This is a genomic window from Pseudozobellia thermophila, from assembly GCF_900141855.1.
GTDB lineage: Bacteria > Bacteroidota > Bacteroidia > Flavobacteriales > Flavobacteriaceae > Pseudozobellia > Pseudozobellia thermophila.
Window position 1 is genome coordinate 649,054 of record NZ_FQYU01000002.1, and the last position, 25,927, is coordinate 674,980.

Consider the following 25,927-nt stretch of genomic DNA (forward strand, 5'->3'; position numbering starts at 1 on the left):
AATGGGTACTTATAAATTATTCGAGTGTTTTCAAATACTCCAAGCTTTGGGGTACCTGCTCGACCACCCTGGAGGACTCGTCTTCGATGAACATATATTCAATGCCCAATTTTTTGGCTTCCGCCACGGTACCGGCGATATCTACCTGCCCTTGTCCGAGTACCACATTGGTCTCCACGTCTTCGTGACCGGTATTGTTGCCCTTTACCCCGTGTCGCATGTCCTTCAAGTGCATCAAGGTAAATTTCTTGGGATATTTCTTCATCAAGGCCAAGGGGTCGGCACCTCCGTGATGCGCCCAAAATACATCGAGCTCAAAGGTAAAGTGTTTCGCATGCTCGGCCATATAGTCGAAGAGGGTACCGTCTTTATACGGCCTAAATTCGTAACCGTGCGCATGGTAGGCCAAGGTAATTCCGTGTTTTTTAAGTTCCTTCCCCGACTTGTTAAATACCTCGGTGGCATGTTGGGTCTCTTCCAAGTCCCATTTATTGTCATCGTGCGGTACCCAGGCACACATGACATATTTGGCGCCAAAGGCCTTTGCATTGTCGATTACCTTTTGCACGTTGTTCTCAAGGTCTTCGAATCCGGCACCGACACTTACAACGTCTAGGTTATTACTTTGCAGCAAGGCCTTAAACTCATCCATAGAAAGGCCGTAGGTACCGCCCCCTTCAATTTTTGTTATGCCCCAGCCTTTGATTATTTTAAGCGTGCCGGGCACATCTTCCTTAAATTGGTTTCTAAGGCTATACAACTGCAAGCCTACTTCTTGGGCCTCTAGGGTAACCATGCCGGCAAGGGCCATGAACAGGGTCAATACTTTTTTCATCATACTGTTTTTTTTGGTGGCATACGAATATGCCAAGTTATGCAATTTCAAAAACAAAACACCTCCCAAATTGCAAAGGGAGGTGTTTTTGGACAATACCTTCAAAGGGTGCACCTTACATACGCCCCGGCAAACGGTACTAAGTCAAAAGATTGCCGTCCTCATCCCACTCGGCAATAACGTTTCGCTTGCTCTGGTCTACGCATTTGGCGATCCATTCCGGGTCGTATTCCACCCCGTGTTTTTTAAGTACCTCATCGGGTACCCCGTCCCAAACGTTGGGACTATTGCCCTTATAGCCGAGATCGGCAATTCCTACCTTTGAGGTGTAATAACCGGTAACGACCAGGTTGCGCATAAGGGCAAAGAACTGGATTTCCAAGGGTTGGTCGTCCAAGGGGACGTCCAGGTCAGGATGGCAGATCGTGTCCAAAATCTGCTGTTGCTGTTCCAAGGTAGCCGATTTAAACTCGACCCCAAATTCGGTATTCGATTTATGGTCCAACCACATCAAGCCCCCTAAAAGCGTGTTTTGCATTTGGGGCATATCTTTACCGATAAATTCAATAAACTCGGGTACTTCGGCCTCTATCGGACCTCCGAAAGGCTCCTTGGGTGGAAGGATTACCGTACTCAGTACGGAAATGGTCTCCATTTCATGCTCATTGAACAACTGCTCCGCATTCAACTTTTCGATGCGTTCCAGTTCCTTGGGGGTTCTCCCAAAATAGTTGGTATCGGTGTTAACGGCAGTTTCTGGAGCCGGGGCCTCACCTCCTTCGGGCTTACACCCGTGAAATGCAAGTGCAGAGGCACCCACACCCAAAATCATCGTTTGTATACTCTTTCTTCTGTCCATCATTTAGATATTTTGTTTTTTCAATTGATCGATAATATAATCGGATGCTCTCCAAGACAGGGCCAAAATGGTCCACGTACAGTTTTTATCCGCTTGCGACACGAACGGTCCCGCATCAACGATAAAGACATTATCGACATCGTGCAATTGATTGAACTTGTTGGTTACCGATGTTTTCGGGTCATCGCCCATACGGGTGGTACCCACTTCGTGAATGATCTCACCGGGGGCATGGAGCCCGTAGTCCTTGTCCTTGCCCGGTTTGTTGAGATAAATACCTCCCATGTTATGGGTAATTTCCTCAAAAGTATCTTGCATATGTTTCGCCTGGCGTACTTCTATATCGGACCATTTGTAGTTGAACTTCAATACGGGAATACCGTAGTCGTCAACTGTGGTCGGGTCTATTTCGCAATAGTTTTCCTTTCTGGCGAGGCCTTCCCCCCTACCACCAAAGCCGATTACGGCCCCGTAGTACCTTTTTACCTCTTCGCGAAGCTTGTCTCCGTACCCTCCGGTAGGAAAGCCCATCAGTTTGTTGAAGTTGTCCATATCGAAGCCGAAACCGTAGTTGGGTTGGCTCATACCTCCCCAAACCTCGATGTGATAGCCCCGGGGAAAATCGAGCTTACTGTGGTCGCCCCACCAAGGTGAATACACGTGCATACCGCCAACGCCGTCTTCGTTGTACGTAACGTCCCGGTTCATAAGATCGGGGATAAATGCCGCACCGCTACTTCCGGTGGAATCGTGTAGGTATTTCCCGACCAGGTCGCTGCTGTTGCCCAACCCGTTCGGATGTTGCTTGCTTTTACTGTTCAATAGGATGCGCGCCGAACTACAGGCCGAGGCCGCAAGTACGACTACCCTTCCCCTTAACTTGTATTCCTTTCGGTCTTCTTTGTTGACATACGAGACGCCCGTTGCCCTTCCTTCCTCATCGGTGGTTACCTCGCGCACCATGGCGTTGACGTATAGCCTTACCTTACCCCCGTTTTTCTGGGCAGGGAATATCAAACAACTACCTGACGAGAAATCGGCGTACACTTGGCAAGAACGGTTGCATTGCCCGCAGTAAAAACAAACGCCACGTTCGTTGTTGATACGCTTGGTCAACATCGAGAGCCGGCCCGGTATAACGGGAATACCCGATTTTTTCGCCCCTTTTATATAAAAAAGTTCGTGCAACCTGGGTTTTGGAGGGGGAAGAAAGAAACCGTCGGGATCGTTCTCCCTGCCTTCCTTCGTCCCAAATACCCCGATCAACTTATCGACCTTGTCGTAATAGGGTTTTACATCCTCATAACCGATCGGCCAATCCTCGCCATAGCCATCACGGGTTTTTCCTTTAAAATCCTTCGGCCCGAAACGCAATGAAATGCGCCCCCAGTGGTTGGTACGGCCACCGAGCATTCGGGCACGCCACCATTTAAAGGTGGTTCCTTCTTCCGTGGTGTAAGGTTCACCATCTACATGCCAATCGCCCCAAGATTGGTCCCATTCACCAAACGCACGGGTGGTACCCGCTCCACGTCGGGGCGAATCATAAGGGTTCTTTAATTGGGTCATGGTCTTGGGGTCGGCCGGATCGAAAAACGGACCTGCCTCTACAACGGCAACGTTGTACCCGGCGTCGGCCAATTGTTTGGTAGCCATACCACCACCGGCACCGGAACCGACAATGATAACATCATACACTTCAGGAGATTCCTTAATCTGCATAGTTAGTTTAGTTTTTATTAGGCCACAATTTAAAAATTAAAAATGAAATTATGGGGTTTTACACACTGCATATGGCATATTGGTACAATATGTACCCCAATGCGACAAAATGGTGCGCACCTATTTTTTTTTGATTGTCCAAGGGCCCGTTCAACGGTCTTTTCCGGTAGTTTACATGTAGTATTCTGGCATACATGGATATACGTTCGGCCGTCAAAATAAGGGTCGTACATAAAAGATGGCACACCCCATATCTTACCGCCGACTACCGATGTGTTTGAGCGATCTTTCTTTGGGCAAAAACATGGCGTAACCGCCAAAAAACCTATTCACTGGTAAAGGCCGAAGCGGGAAGCCCGGCCCCGTTGAACAAATTGGGTTCGGCCACGTTGTCCCATGCAAACCTTACGTTGACCGGTAGGGGTACTTCTTTCGACGATACAATAACCTTGTCGTTCTTGATCACGGCCTTTGCGGGGTAATATTTACCATCGGCCCCGGCCACCTCAAAATGGGTAAGTTTTTTTCCTTTGGCCATCAGTCCCTCCGCATGGTCAAAAACAACCTCTATTTTCTTTCCGACTACCTTGTGCGCCTTAAAAAGGGGGCCGTTTACTTCCCCGTCATAACTATTATAGGCTTTCTTCAAGGCGAGATTGGCCAATCGCAACCCCACGTCCTGTTTATTGGGCGGATGAATGTTATCGACCGTGGCAATGTCGCTGACCACGACCATACCCGATCGGGGGATTACCTTCAGGGCTTCCCTTTGGGCATTCCTTAAATACACTCCCTCTTCGGGATTTTTATACTTATACGGCGCAATTTGCACATAATAAAACGGGAAATCGTAGCCCCAGGCATTACGCCACGATCCGACCATTTCGGCAAACAATTTTTTATAGCGGGCATGACGGCTTACGTTCGACTCGCCTTGGTACCAGATAACACCCGCGATCTTAAAGGGGGTAAGTCCGTGCACCAATCCGTTGTACAGGGACGATGGGGCAACCGGGCTCCAAGGGGTCTCCTTAAGGCCCAAGGCATCTTCCTTCAGGTCCGGATTTTGGTCGAAAACCGATTTTGTGGCCCAGACCTCGGCCGGGGATCCTCCCCAGGCATTGTCGATCAGGCCTATGGGTATGTTTAACTGTTCGTGAAGCCTTCTTCCGAAAAAATAGGCGACCGCACTAAAGTCTTTCATGGTTTCAGGAGTGCAGACCTCCCACGAGCCGGGTACATTCTCCTGCGGGTATTCGGCCGTTCTTCTTGGGACCGAAAAAAATCGGATATTGGGATAGTTCGCATTTTTTACTTCCTCCTCGCCATTAACTATACCGGTGGAGGTAGAGGCGCTCCACTGCATGTTCGACTGGCCGGAACAAACCCAGACCTCACCGATCAATACATCGCCCAAAACGATTTCATTGTCCCTCCCTTTAAAGGATATGGTATAAGGTCCTCCCGCTTCAGGGGTGGAAACCTCCACCTCCCACTTGGCGGTGATGGGGGTCTTGATTTGGTAATGCTTATCGTCCCACCCCGTGACAATGGTAATTTCCTCCCCGGTATCGGCCCAGCCCCAGAGTTTAACACTTTGGTTGCGCTGCAGGACCATTCCTTCCGAAAGAACATTTGGCAGGGTAATTTCGGCCGTGGCGATTTGAAACGAAAACAGAAACAATAAACTAAAAAAACAGTACTTGACTTTCATGGTTATATGGGTTGGTTCTATGCCTTAAATATATCACATTTAGCACAGAAAAGCATCCCGTCGTATGTTTATACCTTATGGACCGAAGCCATTCCTTTGAAGTCGGGTCATGATACTGAAGGAATAGGACATAAAAAAGGCGGAGTCCACAAGTGGTTCCGCCTTTTTACTATCCCTATAAAAGCTTAGTGCCGGATCAAAAGGCGTTCGTTTATTTCCTTTCCATCCACGTCTTTCGTCCTCATAATATACATTCCGGCAGACAATCCCGCTACTTCGACCTCGTAGGTACTACTGGCAGATGTGCCCGGGTTTTCTATGTAGAGTACCAAATTACTTCCCATATCGAATATCGAAATGGTCTCAAGCCGTACCGGGGCCCCAAACCCTATGGTCACCCTTACCGAAGCCGGATTCGGGAACAAGCGGAATTCATCCTCATCGATATCCGGTGAATTGGAAACCGTAATGGTGAGTGAGTCTTGGCCAATTTCACCTTCTCCGTCCTCTACCGACAAAGTGACCGTATACGAGCCGGGCTGGTTATAGGTATGGGAGGCAAGCGCACCGTTTACGGGATCCGAACCATCCCCAAAATCCCAAGTATAGCTAACGATTCCACTGTCATCGGTTGAATCTTCGCCATTGAAGTTAACCAACAGGGGCGCATAACCCGATACAATATCGGCCAGGGCAACCGCCGTAGGGGCACTGTTCGACCTTTCGAAGACAACCTCCATCGTATGGTCCGAACCCACATGGGCAAAGGTGTATTCCTGCACAATATCGACTTCCTCGTTGTCCACTAAAATCCGGGCTATACGGAAACCGTCATCAGGGCTAATACCAATAACTTGGTCTTCTCCCTTGTCGACCGTAATCGTACCGTTGGGATCTACCGTTCCCCCTTCCGAGTAAGTTACCGTTATCGTGTAGGTATCCCGATCTGATTTTTCCTTAAAGACAGCCTTAATGGTATGGGGTTCGGTTACGTTTTCAAAGGTATATTCCGTTATGTCCTTCACCACTTCACCATCCACCTCGAAATAGTCGAACTCGTAACCGGCACTGGCCGTAACCGAAAAGCTCAGGCTTTCGGACTCCACTACCAAGTTCTCGCCTATAGGTGTAATAGTACCTCCATAGCCGGCCGATGCGATGATCAAATAGCTGGGCTTTTCGACCTCGGTAAATACCGCCTTAATGGAGTGTTTCCCGGTGATATCCTCAAAGAGGTATGAAGGTTCGTGAACAATAAACTGATTGTCCACAATAAAATAATCAAATTCGTAGCCTTCATCCGCAGTAGCGGTAAAGACCTGATCTTCCCCTCCATCGAAGAAGAGTGCCCCCTCGGGGGAAATGCTACCTCCATCACCGGCGGTAGCTGTTATGGAGTTCGGTATCTCGACGAATACGGCTTCAATCGTATGGTCTTCGGAAACCTCGTTGAAGGTGTAGCTTTCAAGGGCACCTTGGGAAACGCCGTCAACAAGTACATTTTGGATCGCATACCCTAGATCGGGCGTGATGAGGAACACTTGGCTTTCGCCCTCGACGACCTTGACATCCCCGCTGGGACTTATGGTTCCGTTGGCCGCCGACACCACCGATATCGTATATTCCACCGCTGGTGTTACCGAAATTTCCACGGTATCGCTATCCGTCTTACCGTCGCCATCGGTTACCCGTAACAGCACGGTATAGGTACCGGGTTGCGTAAAGGTAAAGCTTGGGTCCGCTTCGTCCGAAGTCGAAGAAAGCGCATCGCCGAACTCCCAGCTATAATCGACTATACCCACATCGTCCGCTGATCGACTACCGGTAAAATTGACCGTGAGGGGTGCACTTCCCGATAGGGGATCGGCTCCCACGACTGCAAAGGGATTACCCGAATTATCGACCACCCATTGAAATTCGACGGAAGAGGAAATTCCAGTGTTTTGGGCGGTTACCACCACGCTGTACGGACTATTGTCAGCCGCGCCTTGGGTCGTGCCCCCGCTTCGTTCGGATTCGCCCAAGGCGGTCAATTGCCCATCTGAATAGGATGTCCCGTCAAGTTTGTACAGGGCCATCTTATCAATCGTATGGCCTGCCGACCTTTCCGATATTTCCATGGTATACGTACCCGGGTTAACAAACCAGACATACACATTGTGCGCGTCTTCATCACTTGTTTTGGCTTGCCAATCATAGGTTTCCGACGTTCCACCACTTCGCCATATCTTGAAGTACCCGTTACTTCCGCTCCCCTCCGGTGTCGTTTCGGAAGTTACCCTTGAGCTGCCTTTCGGGAAGACTACGTTTTCTTGTTCCCCCGTTAGATTCGCAATTAAGCTCGCTTCATCGGCAGGGGTACCTTTGTAACCAAAGAACCAAACGTTTTCGTTGTTAGGGAACCTGAGCCAGCTATCGTTTTCATCCGTTGAACTATCTCCCGAATAAAAACTTCGCCAGTTAAAACGATAAACGCCCGGGTTGGTAATTTGTATCTGATATGGGATGGTGCCCTTGCTTTGTGAATTAAAACTGTCGTTCGTAGCTATTATACCGACCGCACCACCAGTGGTGGTCTCCGTCCACCCCGGCGTGAGCGTACCCGATTCGGCTTCTATGACCACCAGACCGTTGTCCTCTATAAACGCCCCGTCGGAATCGCCGGAACCTATAATACCGCTGATCAATCCGGTAGCCTCGTCAATTTCGAGTCCGGGAGGAAGCCCTTCGGCAGAAAAGGTTAGGTTACTGCCCATATTCTCGGCGACCAGCTGCAGGTTAACACTTTCACCTTCTGCATTGTATTGGGTACCGGGATCGACGATACCCGCATTGTATTCCCCATTTTTTAGAACAATATCAACTGCCGAACCAGCACCGTATTCAATGGTAAGAATCGCATGGGTATCCGCACCTGATTCGTCCAATGCGATAGCCAGTTCGTACAGACTATTCGCTTTAAGCAAGATGTTTTCCGTTTCGGTCGAAGTAATGGTGTAATGTGAGCTATCATCACCCGACAGCTTCATCGACCGAATAAATATACCGTTGTTTCCGTCGGTCACCTGCAAATTGACATGGCCTGTTTTACCCACTTCAAAATCAACGATATCGGGAACGGAAAGCGCACTTGCCGCGATGGCTTCGCCCACAGGGGCGTCGACGCCATAGTATTCCATGTTCTTTTGGTTTCCGCCTCCTTTGACGGGTGAACCGGCCAAGACATAGACCCCGTTTCCGGAAACAATGGCCTGGGTACCATGTCGCGCATGGTTCAGGTCGGGCAATCTCGACCAAGACTGGCTTTCCGGGTCGTATTCCTCGGTAACCGCCAAGGCTCCCGAAGTTACCTCACCGTAAACTTCCTGGTCTTCGACTTCGCCACCTGCCACTATAAGTTTTCCGTTGAAACCGGCTACCGCGGCGGCGGCCCTCGGCGTAGGTATATTTTGATCGGAGGGAAGTGTACTCCAGGTACCCGTACTGAAATCATACACGTCTACCTCGGCGACCGTAGGTTTGAAAACCCCTTCATCGCCTCCGGAAAGACGGCCTCCGACCAAGTACATTTTGTTTTCCAAAACCGCAGCATGGAAATGATCTCTGGCCCTCGGGGCATCGTCTAAAACAGTCCACTGCCCTGTTGCCGGATCATACTGGTCGAACCAGTTTACATATCCTCCATCATGGCCATCGGTGTTTCCTCCGGAAATATAGAATTTATCGTTGTACACTACCAATCCGGTAGACCCACGCCTTCTGTTCTCGGGTATTTCGGGCCCTTTTATCCATTCTTCGTTCGCCGGATCAAATGCCCAGATATATTCGGCAGGTGCTTCATTGGGAAAGCTATTGGTCTTAAAGGCCCCGATTACCCAAATGAGACCTTGGTATTCAACAGCTTGAAAATGATTGAACTCCTCCGGGGACGAGTTCGATATTTGGGTCCACGTATCGGAGGCGTAGTCGTAGACATCAATGGTTTTGGCATTCTCCCGCCCCCCCATCAAATAGAACTTATCGCCCGCTTGTACCAAAGAACACTCATGGCGCGCCGTATAATTCCCATCCTCATCCTTATCGGTCCAATAACGATTGTCAACCGTCCACGTAAAGACTGTGCTTTTGCTGACCGATCCAGGTTTGCTGACCTTAACGGTTACCGTGTGGATACCGTCATTATTGGTTCCCCCGGTAAGTGCTGAGCTTGCAATGGTTCCGTAAATATGGCCATTGGTAGGTTCTATATTGATACCATCGGGCTGGCCTGCAATGGCATAGGTAAAGTTCTGGTTGGCGTCGCCACCGCTTGCCGACACCGCCAAATCGATATGGTCGTCAACAAAACTGAACTGATCTTCGATGGGCACAAGCGTAACGGGAGCGCTCCCTTCGATAACCTTCAACACCTCTATGCCCTGCAATACAGGGTTTTCAACGCCTGTATGACCGAACAGCACATTAAGTTCGCCATCGGAAACGGAAACTTCGTACGAAAGCATACCGGCGTAAAAATCGGTTCCTCCGCCGCCGAACAAGGCTACCACGTCAATATCGTCTCCCTTTAGTTCCGACTCTATGAAGATATCGAAAATTCGGTCCCCTATATGATTTGCCGGGCCATAGCCATTACCTGTATAGATATTTACAATGTAATCGCCATTTTCCACGGGAAACTTGAATTCCATGTCCGCCCCACTGGAACTGTCGTACCTTTCCTTGGAATAGATGGCATTAAAGGTAGCCTCATCAATATAGGAAGGAACGGAGATATGCCTGTTCTCGTAAAGGAAGGTATTCTCGGCCGACGGTATAGACCCTGTATTCACTGAATACTTATCCCCTGTTACGGCCCCACTGGCGGCATTCGCTTCCCAATCGAGTTCACCGTCCGTTGCGGGCACCGCCGGACCACCGGCATTGACGCGGGCCACCACCTCATAGGACGGTTCTATTTTAACCTCCAAGGTTGAGACCAAGGGAACAATATAGGGTGAGTTTTCGCCACTGTGAACAAATTCCAAGTTAGCTGTTTTGACACCTTCCACGTTATCGGGAAAAAAGTTCAACTGTATGGTTTTATTGGCCCCGGGACCTAAGATCAAGGGCAATTCGACGTTGTAATCGAACAAATCGGCATTTGCGCCTGTAATCCGAACATCGGTAATTTCGATGGCTCCGGATGCCGGCCCTCCCCCGTTTTCGAGTGTGGGAACAAGCTGCACTTGGCCCGATCCCGTATACAGGGTACCAAAGTCAATGGGGCTGTCAGAAAGGGCCAATTCCGTATTCCCATCAACTTTCACATTAATATAATCCCACGTCGCGGTAAAAGGAGTACCTCCGTTCGAAGTTGCGATAAGGCCCACGGCCATACCTTGGTCATCATTGGGGTCTAAAAGGGCCGCCGGCAAAGCGACGGGCTCGCCCAAGGGATAAACATTTTCCCCTCCATCTACCGAATAATAGGGTTGTGCCGTATTCGCTTGGGGATCTACACTAATATAGACATAGGCCGCGGACGCCCCTTGCAGTCCCACCACATCGTACTTTTGTGAATAAACGGTCGATGTGCCGTCCTCACGTACAACCTCGAAGCCCAAAACCCCATCATCCGGAAGGGTTCCATCCATAAGGGCCAACTTAAGATAATGGTCTTGGTCTCCGTTACCGATAAAAATTCCGTATGAATTGTTCTCGGTCGAAGAAACATTGGCAAAGGGGGTTTCAATTTTCGAATGAACCGTGAACGGCGGGGAATTGGTATCGACATTTACCCCAAATTGAAAGCCGTTGTTTTGTGTATTAGTGAGGGCATCGCCTTGGTCTACGAGGTCGATCGTAGCCTTGCCCCCTGCCCCTCCAAAGGAGAGGTTGTCCCCATCAAATTGGTCTAAATAATCGGTCGTACCGTCCAAGGGCAGCATCAGACCGGTAAAACCCAAGCCGAAAAAACCCGTTCCTGGATCATTGCTCCAAAAGGGGTACTCAACGGGAAGGTTGGTCGCCAAGCCATTGGATGCATCGATCGCGAAGGGGTCGTTGACATCGGGGATGCCATCATTGTCATCATCGGGGTCGTTCAGGTCGGAAATAAAATCCCCGTCGTTATCGGTGGGTTTGCTTCCGCCCGAGCAGATATCCGTTCCGTTGGCCAATTCGTCATCATTGGTATAGCGATCATAATCGTAGTCGGCCGTACCATCGTATTCGGGGTCCGAGGGTTCTACACAATTACCAAAATCGGTAGGCTCGAATACGGAAATGCTGTTCGACTGATAGTTTGCGACCCATATGGTACCTGGAAAAAGATCCAAGTCCCCTTGGGCGATAACATCGAGCGGGATTGAACCAAAGCCCGATAGAAAATTATTGTTCTTCCCGTTTAGGCCGTCGCCACTTTCATTTAAGATGTAGCGGTTGATTTTTCCGTTGTGCGAGGCCGTTAGGATATTTCCCTTCATCGCCCCGTCGAAATTGCTCGCCGTGTACTCACATATACCGTTGGTGGAAGAGTTGACGATATCCAAAATCCTCATTCTCGGATCGTCATCTACGTTGGACAAATAGGCTCCCTGTATCGGGTCATCAGGAAAATCCGATAGATCAAAGGCTGGATTGTAGTAGCCCGAAACCCCGGTAAGCAGCTCGCCTAAATTATATTCCTCCTCAATTATCCAATTCTTGCCGTCAAACTCGTAAACTTTTAGACCGGCCCTTGAGGGAAAAGCCCTGATCGGTACCGGGTGCCCGGCATAATAGCTTCCGTTGGCATCCGTTACTTGCCCTACATAATGCAAGGGATCGCCATGCCCTAAATGTCCCGATTCATTCAACTCATTGGTAATATAATCGCCATTGTCAGGGTCGTAGACCGTGGTGCTCTCGTCCCCTTTACGTTGGCCGTCGGCGGTGTAAATGACCGGTAGGCCTCCCCAAGTTTTATTAGGTCCGTTGTCTACCGAGTATACCCTACCATCTGCGGTTATCATCACATCGTAGCCATTTCGCCACCCCGGGGAAAAGATCTGGACGGGTCCGCCCTCTTCGTGAAATGCTTGGTTCAAGCCATTATTCCCCCCAAAGGGATCCCCTTTGTCAATGGTAGCATTGTACATGGGATGACCGACAGGGTAAGGAAATTCGGGATCGGTATTGTCAATATCGGGCCTACTGGGGTCGTTCAATGTAGGTAAGTCGTAAATAAACTTTGTATTTCCCTGTCTGGTATCGACAAAGGGCCCGCCGTTCGCAGCCTCGATCTCTTCCAACTGCGTAAGGTCAATAATCAACATGGCACCCGACAAAAAGGTTTCGGGGGTACCGGCAAAGTTATTGCTTGGTGCCCCCTTGTTGGCATTTCCCCCTTGTTGCAACAGCAGATAGGTATTCCCATTGCGTTCAAATATCTCCATCCCGTTCGTGGAATGGTTTTCCTCACAGCGGGGCAAGCCCCTGACCAGGTCCACCTTGTCCCAAGTCGTACCGTTATAGGTAAGCCTGGAGAGCACACCCGAATTGGTATCGAGGTTTTTATCGTTGCCACTTCCCCCTCCTCCGATCCTGGAGTCGGAAGAACTGACATAAAGCACAGGTACCGTGGCCGTTCCTGCGGCCAACAAACCCGTTATCTGACGTACGTTTTCCGTATTGATGGTACCGTCATCATTGTGGTTGGGCACCTCGTTACGAACAATGTCTATGGTTTTTGTATCGACGGCGGTATAGGTGCCCTGCCCCGGATCGGCATCATCGCGTAAAATGCTATATTCCTTGATCGTTCCGTCTTGTTGGGCCACATAGAGCTTTCCATTGGGACCGAAATCCAAGGATGTAGGCTTTAAGATTTCGGCATCGACAAGGTTGGTCGCATTAAAGCTTTGGGCGCGCCCCGCCCCAATAAACAACAAACAAAACAAAGATGTAAGAAACACCGAGTATACAGTGTAGTGTTTTTTCATGTTTTAAAAATTTGGGTCACCCGAAAGAGTGGTTAAACATCTTAAGTTCACCATCGAAATTACGTGTAGGAAACAAGCCTCAAAAATTAGTTTTAGATTAATCGTCGATATTGGGTTTCAGTACGATGAACGACTGCCCTTTTTAACATATCGCCCCAAACCCCCATGCACCTCCGTATCCATTAATCGAGTAAATCCACTCTTTGTCGACTCCCAATATTTTCAGTGCCCAAGGCCAAAAGCCAAGAACAGCAAACACACCATAACGCCTTGGCCATCCCACGCCCCCAAAACGGGCAAGCACAAATTAATTGCGGGGAAATAACGTAAATTACATAACTTTAAAAACCAACTAAATTTTTATCTACAAATGCAAGGCAAAAACTTTTATATCAACCGACGAAATTTTTTAAAGGGCACTTCGGCAGCAATAGCACTTTCTTCCTTTGGGGCATACGGCATCGATTTAATGCACCGCGAAAAACCGCTACGGGTAGGCCTTATCGGAACAGGTTGGTATGGCAAAAGCGATCTTTTCCGACTGATCCAGGTAGCGAATATAGAAGTGGTATCCCTTTGTGATGTAGACCAAAAAATGCTGGCCGGGGCCGCTACTTTGGTGAGTCAACGACAAAAATCGGGCAAAAGACCAAAAACCTTTAGCGATTATAAAAAAATGTTGGCCTATAAGGACTTGGACATCGTTCTAGTAGGGTCGCCCGACCATTGGCATGCATTGCAGGGCATCGAGGCCATGAAAGCGGGTGCCCACGTGTATTTACAAAAGCCTATCAGTGTCGACGTTATCGAAGGGGAGGCCTTGGTCGCCGCCGCCGCTAAATACAATAAGGTAATTCAGGTAGGCACCCAGCGAAAGAGTACCCCCCACTTGGTCGAAGCCAAAAAGAATATCGTTGATGCCGGACTATTAGGAAAGGTATCGCATGTCGAAATCTGCTGTTACTATCACATGCGCGACACCAAAAACCGCCCCGTGGTACCCGTTCCCGATTTCTTTGATTACGATATGTGGACAGGGCCCGCACCCCTTCGGGAGTTTGACGGGCTTCCCCATCGTAGGTGGCGTGCGTTTATGGAATACGGTAACGGTATCGTCGGCGACATGTGCGTGCATATGTTGGATACGGTTAGATGGATGCTAGACCTGGGGTGGCCCAAACGCATCAGTTCAACGGGCGGTATTTATGTGCAAAAGGATGCCAAGGCCAATATTACCGATACCCAGAATGCCGTTTTCGAGTTTGATGAAATGGAGTGCATCTGGAAACACAGGACATGGGGCACGGCACCGGACCCCGAATACCCTTGGGCCTTTAAAATTTTCGGGGAGAAGGGCACCCTTGCCGGAAGCGTAAAGCAATACGACTTCATACCTGTGGGAAAAGGCCAAAAGATCCATAAGGATGTGATCTACGAACGGGAGGAATACCCCGAGGACTTAACAGAAAAAGACATAGAATTGCACGCGGCCCCGGCGACCAGGGCACATATGCTGGATTTTCTTGCCGCCATCGACAAGGGTAGCCAGCCGGTCGCCAACATTCAGGAAGGGCATATATCCACCGCCAGCTGCATATTGGCGAACATGGCCCTCGAACTGCAAAGGCCCCTATCGTACGATCAGGACAAACAGATCGTTTTGAACGACCCCGAGGCGACCCGATTGTTGCAACGAAGCTATCGTGAGGGCTGGAGTCACCCCCTGCCCGATATGTTTAAGGGATAGGGGCCTGCCAATTCCCTGACTGAGTTCTTATCACCGAAAAAACATCCGGCTTGGCAAAAATGAACGTGGTGCATCCTTTCTATGCAGGCATGCATACTTTCTACATCGAATCTTAGGGAAATACTTAAAAAAAAGCACTTATTATTTGATATCGTGTAATTTATCAAAAATTTGACAGCATCCTTCTTTGTTAAAAATATATTTCTCCATCTTTGTGGAGTTATTTTTGAACTACCAATTTTTATCAAATGAAAAAGTGTTTAATTACAGGTATAACCGGCCAAGACGGGGCTTATTTAGCCGAGTTTTTATTAAAAAAGGGATATCAAGTGCACGGCCTCAAGCGAAGGTCATCACTTTTTAATACCGATAGGATCGACCATCTCTATCAAGATCCCCATGTAGAAAACCGGAACCTGCATCTACATTATGGCGATATGACCGATAGTACCAACCTCATTCGCCTGATCCAAGAAATACAACCCGATGAGATTTACAACCTGGCGGCCATGAGCCATGTGGCCGTATCGTTTGAAACTCCCGAATATACGGCCAATGCCGATGGAATAGGAACACTTAGGATACTAGATGCCGTGCGCCTTCTCGGGCTTGAAAAAAAGACCCGTATCTATCAGGCCTCGACCTCTGAGCTATACGGCAAGGTTCAAGAAGTACCCCAATCGGAAACTACCCCGTTCTACCCAAGGAGTCCGTATGCCGTGGCTAAAATGTACGCCTACTGGATTACGGTAAACTACCGTGAAGCCTACGGCATGTTCGCCTGTAACGGTATTCTTTTCAACCACGAATCGCCCATACGCGGAGAGACCTTCGTTACCCGAAAAATTACAAGGGCCGCCTCTAGGATCGCCTTGGGACTACAAGACAAGGTGTATTTGGGGAATTTGGATGCCAAGAGGGACTGGGGCCATGCCAAGGATTATGTCCGTATGATGTGGATGATCCTTCAAGCCGATGAACCCGAGGATTGGGTCATTGCCACGGGAAAGACCACTACGGTCAGGGACTTCGTCAAAATGAGTTTTGCCGAGGCCGGTATCGAAGTAGAGTTCAAGGGTGAGGGCGTTGACGAAAAAGGCTATGTAAAAGCCTGTAACGACCCCAAGTACCAATTGGAAATAGGTACCGAAGTGGTGGCGGTAGACTCCCGCTATTTCAGGCCTACGGAGGTCGACCTATTGATCGGCGACCCCACCAAGGCGAACACCAAGTTAGGGTGGACCCCCAAATATCAACTGGAAGACTTGGTCAAGGATATGATGCAGAGCGATTTGAAATTGATGAAGAAGGATACCTATCTAAAAGAAGGGGGTTACCGCATCATGAACTATTTCGAATAGAGGGCATGGACAAAGATTCAAAAATTTATATCGCAGGGCACAGGGGCCTTGTGGGCAGTGCCATTTTAAAACAGCTTAAAGCGCAGGGGTTTACCAACTTCGTTTTAAGGACGCATTCAGAGCTTGATCTGGTCGATGCAAGGGCGGTCGGCGATTTCTTCGCCCAAGAAAAACCGGAATATGTTTTCTTGGCAGCGGCGAAGGTAGGGGGCATCGTAGCCAACAATACCTACCGCGGCGATTTTATCTACGCCAACCTGATGATCCAGAACAATGTGGTTCACCACAGTTATCTCAACGGGGTCAAAAAACTCCTCTTTCTGGGAAGCACCTGTATCTACCCGAAGGAGTGCCCACAGCCCATGAAGGAAGACTATTTGTTGACCGATACCTTGGAATATACCAACGAACCCTATGCCATCGCCAAAATTGCGGGCATCAAGCTTTGTGAGAGCTATAACCTGCAATACGGTACCAATTTCATTTCGGTAATGCCCACCAACCTATACGGACCCAATGACAATTTCGATCTTGAAAAGTCGCACGTACTGCCCGCTTTGATCCGAAAAATGCACTTGGGAAAGGCCTTGGAAAACCAAGATTGGGAGACCGTGAAAAGGGACTTGAACGCCAGGCCCATAGAATCGATCGACGGCAACGCCGACGAATCGAAGATCATCGAAGTGCTCAACAAATACGGGATCGTGAAATCGGAAGATGGCATCGCGGTCGAGATATGGGGAAGTGGAAGGCCCATGCGCGAGTTCCTCTGGTCGGAAGATATGGCCGAAGCCTGTATATTTATTATGCAAAACCGAAACTTCGAGGATACCTACGAGGCCGGGCAAAAAGAGATCAGGAACACCCATATCAACATAGGTACGGGCAAGGATGTTTCCATTAAGGAACTGGCCGAAATGATCAAGGCCATGGTCGGCTTCGAGGGCAAACTCCAGTTCAACGCCGACAAACCCGACGGCACCATGAAAAAACTTACGGATGTCAGTAAGCTTCACGGCCTGGGCTGGAAACACAATATCGAACTTGAGGAAGGGCTGGAGAAAATGTACAAATGGTACAATAGTTAGAAAGTCCGAACCCGATAAAGGAAAAAGGCACCGTTAAGGGTGCCTTTTTTGGTTTGGCCTAGCTGTATTTTCTATTTTTTCGCTTGCGCATCTTATTGGCTTCCCCATCGCCTTTGAACTTTTCCTTCACGGGATCCCATTCCAAGGGCCTGCCCAGTTCGTAGGCTATGTTCGCCACATTGCATACCGTGGCCGAACGGTGGCCGGTCTCCACGTCGCAGATCGTCTCTCCCCTATCTCTGATGGCCGTCAACCAATTTTCGTAGTGGTTGCCCTGGTCCTTGAACAACTGGGAAGGATCTCCGCCCTGGGGCATCAAAATATTGGCCGGGGTGGTTTCCAAAAAGCCCCTGCTTACATCCATAGTACCTTCGGTTCCGATAAAGCGTACGGCCCATCCCCTACCGAAATCCTCGTGCACCATTTCAATGCCGTTTTCATAGAACATACGCAAGCCGCGAACGGCCTTCGGATCTTTTGGCGGAATATAGCGTACCGGACCTGTACGGTCCATTCCCAAGCACCATTGCGCAATGTCGAACATATGGGCGCCCCAATCGGAGAGAATGCCTCCCCCGGTTTCCTTGAAATCCCTCCAGCGGGGATATTTTTTGACTATGGCCGGTGCAACGGTATGGTGGTAGGTCAACAGGGGCGCCGGGCCGCACCACAGATTCCAGTCGATTCCTTCGGGGGTCGGTTCAGCCGGCAGGTCGTAGGGCCTTGCCGGATCGCCCACGTTTACCAATACCTTGGTTATTTCGCCAAGTTGGCCCGAACTTACCAATTCTTGCGCCTTTTTAAACCGTTCCCAAGACCGTTGCATACTCCCCACCTGAAATACGGTCTTGTTCTTGGTAGCCGCATCGACCATCATCCTGCCTTCGACAATGGTATTGGTCAATGGCTTTTCGCAGTATACGTCCTTGCCCGCCTCCATGGCATCTATCGATTGTATCGCATGCCAATGGTCGGGCGTCGCGACCACGACCCCATCGATGCCCTTGTCTTCCAACAGTTCCTTGTAGTGGAGGTAGGTCTTTACCCCCTTGTAACTGCTTACCCCCCGGCTTTTGGCATAGTAGCCCTCGACGAGCTTTTTAAAGGCATCGCGCTTGGTATTCCAGACATCGCTGCCCGCGACCACTTGGGCCCCGGTTTGGGCAACAAACCTGTTCGACAGGATACCGCCCTGTTTTCCCAGACCGATATACCCCAGGTTAATTTTGTCGTTAGGTGCCGTATACCCCCTTCCGAGGACATGTCTGGGCAAAATGGTCACCAAACCCGCCGCCAAGGAAGTATTGCGGATAAAGCTTCTTCTAGATATCGAATGGTCCGGCTTCAAGTCTTTCCCCATTCTGTTTTTTTCCTCTTTTTTCATCATTTGCTTTTCGATCGTATTATTTGTCCATCTTTAAAATTTCACTTCCCGCCAACAAGAAAGCCCCCGTTCCGAAATTTTGCCAACTATCGGCCGAGGCCGGCTCCGGACTGGCCCCTATGTCTTGTACCCAGCCGACCATACCGTTCTCTTTTTGGCATTTCTGCAGGGCCGTCCATGCTTTTTTCACCACCGGGACGTACTCCTTTGCGTTCAACAGGCCCTGATTAACGCCCCAAGCCAGAGCAAAGGTATAGAACCCGCTGCCACTGACCTCACCGTGGTCGTACGACTCGGGGGACAAGAGGCTTGTGCGCCACAATCCGTCCGCGTGCTGCACCTCCTTAATCTTTTGGGCCATTTCTTTGTACAAGTTTACATAAAATTCGCGATGTTCATAATCTTCGGGCATATCCTCCAAGACCAGGGCAAGGCCTCCCAGCACCCATCCGTTGCCCCGTGACCAAAAAATCTTTTTCCCGTTTTTCTCCTTCAGATCATCGGGACTTCCCGTCCAAAGGAACCTAATGTCCCTGGCAAAAAGATGCTCTTCCTTGTCGTACAACAGGTCATAGGTTTCCATATAGAGCTTGTGCATTTCGTCGAGATACCTGTCTTCACCCGTAAGCTTGGCATAAGCTGTAAGTACCGGAGGAGCCATAAAAAGGGCATCGCACCACCACCACAATATCTTCTGGTCTTTTCCCTCTACGCCTTCGCGCCAGGGATGGGGCTTGTACAAATGGTCCAAAATAAATTGTTCGGTAGGTTCGAGATCGACCATGCCTTTGCGGATTTCATTGACATAGAGGTAGGAGTACGAGATAATAATATCATCGGCATGATAGAAACGTTTCCAAGGCTTCCAGTGGTTTCTGTAGCCCATGGTCTTGAGGGCTGCGGAAAAAATCGGGTTGTTGGTCGCCTCGTGCGCTTTGGAAACCCCTACATAATAGGCACCGTTCGTCCAATCCGTCGGGGCCGAGGTAAAAATAGGATGCTGCTCCTGCCATTCCATGGCCTTGACCATGGACGCCTCAACCGATTGTTTATCAATTTTTTGGGCCTTTACCATCGTCAGCGACAGTATAATCGTTAAAACGGTCGGGATATTCAGCAACTTCATGTGTTTTAGCATAATGTTCAAGTTATAGTTTGTATTTCAAAAGTGTTTTTACCCAGTTCTATTCTACGGGACGGCTTTCGGCATATCGCACTCGGCACCAACCTTGTCCGCCCGCCATTCCTTCGTCCTTTTCCGGTCTCGATGACAATACCGTCAAGACAACCACCGAACTTAACCATTTTTCACTCTACCCCTATCCTGTACTATCCTGAATGTCCGTCAAGGGCTTCCAATCGACAAAAGACCAACGCGAGTGCCTAAATGACCGACACTCGCAACTGCCCGCCCCACCACGGCCCATGGATTCCAGAACCCAATTCACGAAGGGAGGCCCTTCATTCTTTCACGAAATTCATCGCCTAAATGCTCGGCAAGGCCGGTTATTTTTTTGACCACTTTGTTCGGTTTGTTTTTCACAAAAAATAACGGTCAATAAAAATCCCGGGAAGGCACCGAACATCATCAATGCTGCCATCTTTATTCCTATGGGCCCTATATCGCCATACCGACTGCCCAAGACACCTATTAAGAAAGAAAAACAACATCGTCCGCCTTACCATGTAAGTACTAAGGCAAACCATAAGGAGGCCTCGAACGGACTTGAAGCCGCCCTGGCATTCCAAAAAGGGCCTAGCCGAAGGAAATCACTTCAAACCAACATTAAATCCCCTACATTCGCAGGCGAAGTTCGATACGTATTGTCGGTCCGTTCTTTTTTAACAAAAATTAAGGAGTAAAGCAGTACAGTACAGGATGGTAATGCCCAAACTTTGTACTAATATAGTAATCGAAAGGAGTGATACCCTTTTGAGTTGTTTGAGTTAGTTTAATTTAAAGGGGCGAATGTTGTTTTTTGCCCCTTTTCTGACTAAACAATGGAAAGGATTCCCTTAAAGAAGAAACCGACCAACCTTTATATTTAAAAAATCCCGATTCCGAAACGAGAACATCGCTTTCAGATCGGGATTTTTTTCATTAGGGAAACCGATTTTACAAACCGGTATCCTGCCAGCTTTTGGAATTGGCCGAATTGATGACCGCTTCACAAACCTTTTGGGTCATCATCGCATTTTTAAAAGTCGGTTCGCATGGCACGCCATCCTCTAGGCTCTTGAGGAAATCGGCCACCTGATGAACGAAGGAATGCTCATAGCCTATGGATGTACCGGGAATCCACCAACGATCCATATAGGGCTGATCGCTATCGGTAATCAATACTTTCTTCCATCCTCTTGTTACGGGCTCATCGGCATGGTCGAACATTTCCACGTAGTTCATGTTGTGCAGGTCCCACCTCAAGGAAGCGTGCTCCCCGTTGATTTCCAAGGTGTACAAGGCCTTATGGCCCCTGGCGTATCGTGTGGCCTCAAAAAGCCCCAACGACCCATTTTCGAAATGGCAGTGAAAAATACAGGCATCGTCGATACCTACTTTTTGCTTTTGCCCGGTGCCCTGGTGCACACGCTCCTTAACAAAGGTTTCGGTTACGGCCGATACATCCTTGATCGCCCCGTTCAACCACATGGCCCCATCGATACAGTGCGCCAACAAATCGCCGGTTACGCCCGATCCGGCAGCATCGACATCGAGCCTCCATAAGGCTTCGCCACCTTGGGGAAGTTCTGGGTTAATGGTCCAATCTTGCAGGAAGTTCGCCCGGTAGTGGAATATTTTACCCAGTTTGCCCGAATCTATAATTTGCTTTATCAAGGTAACTGCGGGTATTCTGCGATAATTATAAAAAACCGTATTGGGCACACCTGCCTTTTCAATGGCATCTACCATTGGTTGTGCCTCGGCCACGGAACGTGCCAAAGGTTTTTCGCACAGTACCATTTTTCCGGCCTCGGCCGCGGCAATCGCTATTTCAGCGTGCATATCGTTGGGCGTACAGATATCGACGGCATCGATATCGTCCCTGTCTATTACTTTTCTCCAATCGGTTTCATACGAATCGTAGCCCCATTGTTCGGCAAAGGCCTTTACCTTTTCCTCGGTACGGGAGCATACCGTTTTCAGTACGGGCCTATATTCCAATTCCGGGAAAAAATCACGGATCCGATTATAGCCATTGCTATGGGTCCTTGCCATTAAACCGGTGCCTATCATTCCGATACGTAGTTCTTTTTTATTTGCCATTTTTCATAAATTTTAATTCCTTGATTCTATTATTCGTTTACAATAGAGGCCTTAAGACCTCATCAATATAAACCCCGTCCTTTTCGGTTACACCGTCGGGGTCGGTAATCGCCTCGTCGCATTCGTCCTCGACGATGATCCACCCTTCAAAATCGCTCTCCTTCAGGTATCGGGTAATTCCCTCGAAGTCGATAATCCCTTTGCCCATTTGGGCCCAACGGCCGTCTTCGTACATATCCTTATAGTGTACGCAATTGACGATATCACGGTATTCCTTGATCACTTTCAGCGGATCCATGCCACCTTTGGCCATGTGCCCGACGTCAGGGGTATACTTAATGACCCGACTGTCCAGGCCGTTCAGCAAGATTTTATAGTCTTCCTCGGTTCGGTAAATCGACCCCATGGGCGAATTCGGGTGATAGGAGCATACGATACCCTGGTCGGCAGCCCTGGTCGCGATAGCGTTTACACAGCTCAACAAATTTTGCTGACGTTCCTTTAAATTTTCGCGATCCGCACCGGGCATTTGCACCAGCAATAAAATAGCCTCCGGGAAGTGCTTCATAAACTCGATCCATTGATCGGCATTCTTCCGTTCGGCATCGGTTTCCTTGGGGTTTCTCCAATCTTCGACATGGCACAGCACCGATAGTTCCATTTGGTTACGCTCCAATGCCTCCTTGAATACCCGAGGATCGGTAAAACCGTTCATAAAACCCGTATCGGGCTCTATACTTTTAAAACCAGACCTCGACATTACGCCAAGAATATGCTCCAATTTGTCCTTGTATGCATCACCCGACATGGCCCAGGTATAGGTCTCACATCCTATTCTTATTTTCTTCATTTTTACTTCTTTTTACTTAAAATTCAATACTTGGCCTTTAACCAATTCAACACCCTAGGGTTGAAATCTTCCAGTTTTTCCCAGTGGAAGGCATGGCCCGCATTTTCATAAAGGTGGATTTCGCTATCGGGAATACCGTTGGCCACCTCCAGTGCCATCCATTCGGGGATAAACTGATCTTCCTTGCCTCCGATAACCAGGCTCGGGACCTTAATTTCGGGTAGTTGACCGACCACGTTGTGCGAAATACAGGCATGGGCCTGCCCTTCCAACCCGTGCAAGGGCTGGGGCGTTTCACCCAAAGCGGCCTCTTTTTGGCCGGCAATCAGGCCTTCGTATTCGGTATCGTCATCCCAAGTGGATTTATGAAAAATGAGTTGCTGTACAAAATTGCTGAAATGTTCGGGACGCAAGTGGGCCTTGGCATGCATCATATGGGTAAAAACGGCCTTGGTCTTGCGGTCACAGCTTGCCCAAGGACACATAAGCACCAACGACGCCACAGATGCCTGGTGCCTGATGGCCAATTGAAGGGCGATGGCACCCCCCATTGAAACCCCCACTACGGCCGCTTTGGAAATACCCAAGGCGTCCAGCAGGGCGGCACTGTCATCGGCCATCTGGGCCGTCGTATAAGGCCCTTCGGGCTTTTCGGACAAACCGACGCCCCTATTGTCGAAGAGGATACAGCGGTAGTGCTTCTCCCAATACGAAACGTGTTTCTCCCAAACCGATAGGTCGGCCGTTATGCCCATTATCAACAACAGAGGCTTGCCCGATCCACGTTCTTCGTAATGGAGTCGTATCCCGTTTGCTTGTATATATGGCATTGTAGTAGTTTAAATTGTAGTTGACGTTTGATTTATTCGCTCCAACCGTGCAAATCGCGAACCTCGACCAATTTGGCCAGGATATCGTTCCACGTTTGTTGTTTCATCATAACATCGTTATCGAACATACATCCATCCCAGCAGATATGCTTAAAGGCCTTGGTCAGGTTGCCGTTGCCATCGCGCAACCAATAGCCGGCGTCCTTGGCTACGTCCAACTTACCGTTGGGATCGGTGGCCAAGCAATGCCTTCCGGTCTTATCGTGGGATCCGGTACCGTGAACGGTACCATCGTTTTGCGCCACGTGAAAATCGATGGTCCAAGGTCTGAGGGCATCGGTTACCGTTTTCAATCCGGCTTCCAAAACGCTTCTATCCGACCAATCGAAATCTTTGGGGAGTATCCTGTGCTCCGGGGCATTATAGCCCAGCAAATATAACAGGGTATGCGACATATCAGCCTGAAAACCAATGTTCGGCCTATCGACGGCCTCCAAGGTATCGACCATGATCTTCCAGCTGTGCATACCGCCCCAGCAAATTTCACCTTCAGCGGCCAGTTTCTCGTCGTACTCGGCAGCCACGTCGCAGGCCGCCCTAAAGGTCTCGACGATCAGTTCCTTGCTCTTTTCCGGGTCTTTGGACCATTGTTCGGGACTTGAGGCCGAATCTATACGGATGACGCCGTATTGCCGTATCCCATGTTCGCGAAGCACCTTGCCAAAGTGGCAGGCCTTGCGTACCATCTCGACAAAGGTTTTTCTATCCTCATCGGACCCCAAGGTGGGGCCGCCCCAGATGGGGGCCACCAAACTGCCGACATTGAGGCCATAGCCCGCGATCTTGTCGGCCAATCTCTTTATTTCATCGTCTGAACTATCGATATTGATGTGCGGATCTAAAAGTCCGAGGTCAACACCGTCGAATTTATTTCCGTTAACCTCTGCGGCCGCCGTCATTTCAAGCATTTTGTCTAGAGGAATGGGAGGTTGTGAATCGGGTCCTTTACCCACTATTCCCGGCCATGTGGCATTATGTAGTTTTGGAAAATTATTTTTCATGATCTCTGTATTTAAAATTAGACTTCATTTTCACTGGCTAGAGTTTCAAATCGGGGTTATCGGGACCAAAATGTTTGAGCATGACGATAGGATCGGTCGGGCTCAAGTTGGTTATCGTAACCCCTTCCTTAGCGGCCTTTTCGGTAACAAAGTACTCATCGTGGGTCAATTGCCCGTAGCGTATCAACGAAGGGGTCTCAATAGGCCAGTCGCCCATTTTACCATGGCCCTGCATCATGATCATACCGTAGCAGGCACTGTCTTTGATGGTTACGGTCTTACCGGGCAGTACGGTCAGCTCTTTGGCACTAAAGGCATCGGACCGGTAACAGATCCATTTATCGATATAGCCCTTGGCTTCCATTTCTTCCATTGGTTCTACGGGAATGGGCCTCATAAACCTTGTTTCCAACATGTTGGGGTCGGTATTCAATTCCCAATCGATCACCTCCATCAATTGGTCGTAATCGCCCATGCGGTCTTTAGGCGTACCGTTCCACAACAGTTCCTCGGGAATAATGGCCTCGTTAACCAAAGATTGGTACATGGCGAAAACGTCAGAGGCTTTTTGTGGCTCATAGGTACACATGCTTCCCGGTGCATGGAGCATTCCCGGTGGTACGTCCCAACCTGTACCGGGTTCCAAACGGAACGCAGAGGAATAATTGGTGATTTTGTTATCGCCCTTGGTAAAGTTCATCAGGCATTCCTTGATCTGTTCCTTTGTGGTACCCGGCGTTATACCGAAAAAGGTATAGGGAAAATCTCCGCCGTGATTGTTTACCTGTGGTGGAAAATAGTAGGCTTCGGGTTTCCCCTTTTGGCCGATTTTTGCCGCATGCTCGTCGTTATGGTGGATGTGGTGCGGCAAGGGGCCCATATTATCGAAGAACTTGGAGTACATCGGCCAGCTCTTATATTCGTTCCAAAGGCGATCCCCGATGATCTCTCCCTTCAATTCATCGATCACATCCTTGAGAAGAATTTGAACCTCCTTGCCCCCATCTTCGAGCACAACGTGGCTCAATCCTTCGTTCTTGCCGGTAAGGGGACCGTTTTCAGCCGGTGTCGTGGAAGAGAACCAACGTTCGTCGATTCCTCCCCTTTCCCCTCCCAACACGTAATAATCGTCGGGGTGCAGTTTGATTCTTCTTCCGGGCACACAAAAAGAACGTGGTACCCAAGTTGGCGATAAGCGCAAAATTCCTTTGCCCTGTTCGAGTGCTTTTTCAGCCAATGTTGCCATATTA

At 49.2% G+C, this 25,927-nt stretch carries 15 protein-coding genes; 3 read left to right on the forward strand and 12 right to left on the reverse strand.

Annotated elements, in window-relative coordinates; translation table 11 throughout:
- Window positions 1-16: 16 nt before the first annotated feature.
- From BUB37_RS08205 to BUB37_RS08230, 5 genes are all read right to left on the reverse strand, one after another.
- Window positions 17-838, reverse strand: a complete 822-nt coding sequence (locus BUB37_RS08205) for a sugar phosphate isomerase/epimerase family protein (protein WP_094766651.1) — start codon at window positions 836-838, stop codon at window positions 17-19.
- 136 nt (window positions 839-974) lie between these two features.
- Window positions 975-1,694, reverse strand: a complete 720-nt coding sequence (locus BUB37_RS08210; protein ID WP_072992697.1) for a gluconate 2-dehydrogenase subunit 3 family protein — start codon at window positions 1,692-1,694, stop codon at window positions 975-977.
- A 3-nt stretch (window positions 1,695-1,697) separates the two neighbouring features.
- Window positions 1,698-3,416, reverse strand: coding sequence for a GMC family oxidoreductase (locus BUB37_RS08215; RefSeq protein ID WP_072991587.1), 1,719 nt, complete (start codon window positions 3,414-3,416; stop codon window positions 1,698-1,700).
- A gap of 325 nt (window positions 3,417-3,741) precedes the next feature.
- Window positions 3,742-5,130 (reverse strand): sialate O-acetylesterase, encoded by a 1,389-nt coding sequence (locus BUB37_RS08220; RefSeq protein WP_072991590.1) that lies wholly within the window; start codon window positions 5,128-5,130, stop codon window positions 3,742-3,744.
- Between the two features lie 185 nt (window positions 5,131-5,315).
- Window positions 5,316-13,091, reverse strand: coding sequence for a PKD domain-containing protein (locus BUB37_RS08230; RefSeq protein ID WP_072991597.1), 7,776 nt, complete (start codon window positions 13,089-13,091; stop codon window positions 5,316-5,318).
- A gap of 370 nt (window positions 13,092-13,461) precedes the next feature.
- On the opposite strand from BUB37_RS08230, the gene BUB37_RS08235 reads away from it, so the two are divergent.
- From BUB37_RS08235 to BUB37_RS08245, 3 genes are all read left to right on the forward strand, one after another.
- Window positions 13,462-14,838, forward strand: coding sequence for a Gfo/Idh/MocA family oxidoreductase (locus BUB37_RS08235; RefSeq protein WP_072991600.1), 1,377 nt, complete (start codon window positions 13,462-13,464; stop codon window positions 14,836-14,838).
- Between the two features lie 248 nt (window positions 14,839-15,086).
- Window positions 15,087-16,199: a GDP-mannose 4,6-dehydratase gene (gmd, locus tag BUB37_RS08240; protein WP_072991603.1), complete on the forward strand. Its 1,113-nt coding sequence runs from the start codon at window positions 15,087-15,089 to the stop codon at window positions 16,197-16,199.
- Window positions 16,200-16,204: 5 nt separating this feature from the next.
- Window positions 16,205-17,287, forward strand: a complete 1,083-nt coding sequence (locus tag BUB37_RS08245; RefSeq protein WP_072991607.1) for a GDP-L-fucose synthase family protein — start codon at window positions 16,205-16,207, stop codon at window positions 17,285-17,287.
- Between the two features lie 58 nt (window positions 17,288-17,345).
- Here the strand turns inward: BUB37_RS08245 and BUB37_RS08250 are convergent, their stop codons facing one another.
- From BUB37_RS08250 to BUB37_RS08280, 7 genes are all read right to left on the reverse strand, one after another.
- On the reverse strand, window positions 17,346-18,671 hold the full coding sequence (locus tag BUB37_RS08250; RefSeq protein ID WP_170863134.1) for a Gfo/Idh/MocA family protein: 1,326 nt from the start codon (window positions 18,669-18,671) through the stop codon (window positions 17,346-17,348).
- Window positions 18,672-18,690: 19 nt separating this feature from the next.
- Window positions 18,691-19,797, reverse strand: coding sequence for a glycoside hydrolase family 88/105 protein (locus BUB37_RS08255; RefSeq protein ID WP_072992703.1), 1,107 nt, complete (start codon window positions 19,795-19,797; stop codon window positions 18,691-18,693).
- Window positions 19,798-20,787: 990 nt separating this feature from the next.
- Window positions 20,788-21,936, reverse strand: a complete 1,149-nt coding sequence (locus tag BUB37_RS08260; protein ID WP_072991611.1) for a Gfo/Idh/MocA family protein — start codon at window positions 21,934-21,936, stop codon at window positions 20,788-20,790.
- A gap of 37 nt (window positions 21,937-21,973) precedes the next feature.
- Entirely contained in the window at window positions 21,974-22,786 is an 813-nt protein-coding gene (locus tag BUB37_RS08265) for a sugar phosphate isomerase/epimerase family protein (RefSeq protein ID WP_072991613.1), read from the reverse strand.
- 23 nt (window positions 22,787-22,809) lie between these two features.
- The gene (locus BUB37_RS08270; RefSeq protein ID WP_072991616.1) at window positions 22,810-23,616 is read right to left on the reverse strand and encodes an alpha/beta fold hydrolase; all 807 of its coding nucleotides are present in this window, start codon (window positions 23,614-23,616) and stop codon (window positions 22,810-22,812) included.
- A 32-nt stretch (window positions 23,617-23,648) separates the two neighbouring features.
- A complete protein-coding gene (locus tag BUB37_RS08275; RefSeq protein WP_072991619.1) occupies window positions 23,649-24,677 on the reverse strand; it encodes a sugar phosphate isomerase/epimerase family protein in 1,029 nt (342 codons plus the stop codon).
- A gap of 37 nt (window positions 24,678-24,714) precedes the next feature.
- Complete coding sequence (locus BUB37_RS08280; protein WP_072991622.1) at window positions 24,715-25,923, reverse strand: class I mannose-6-phosphate isomerase; 1,209 nt, start codon at window positions 25,921-25,923, stop codon at window positions 24,715-24,717.
- Between the last annotated feature and the right edge of the window lie 4 nt (window positions 25,924-25,927).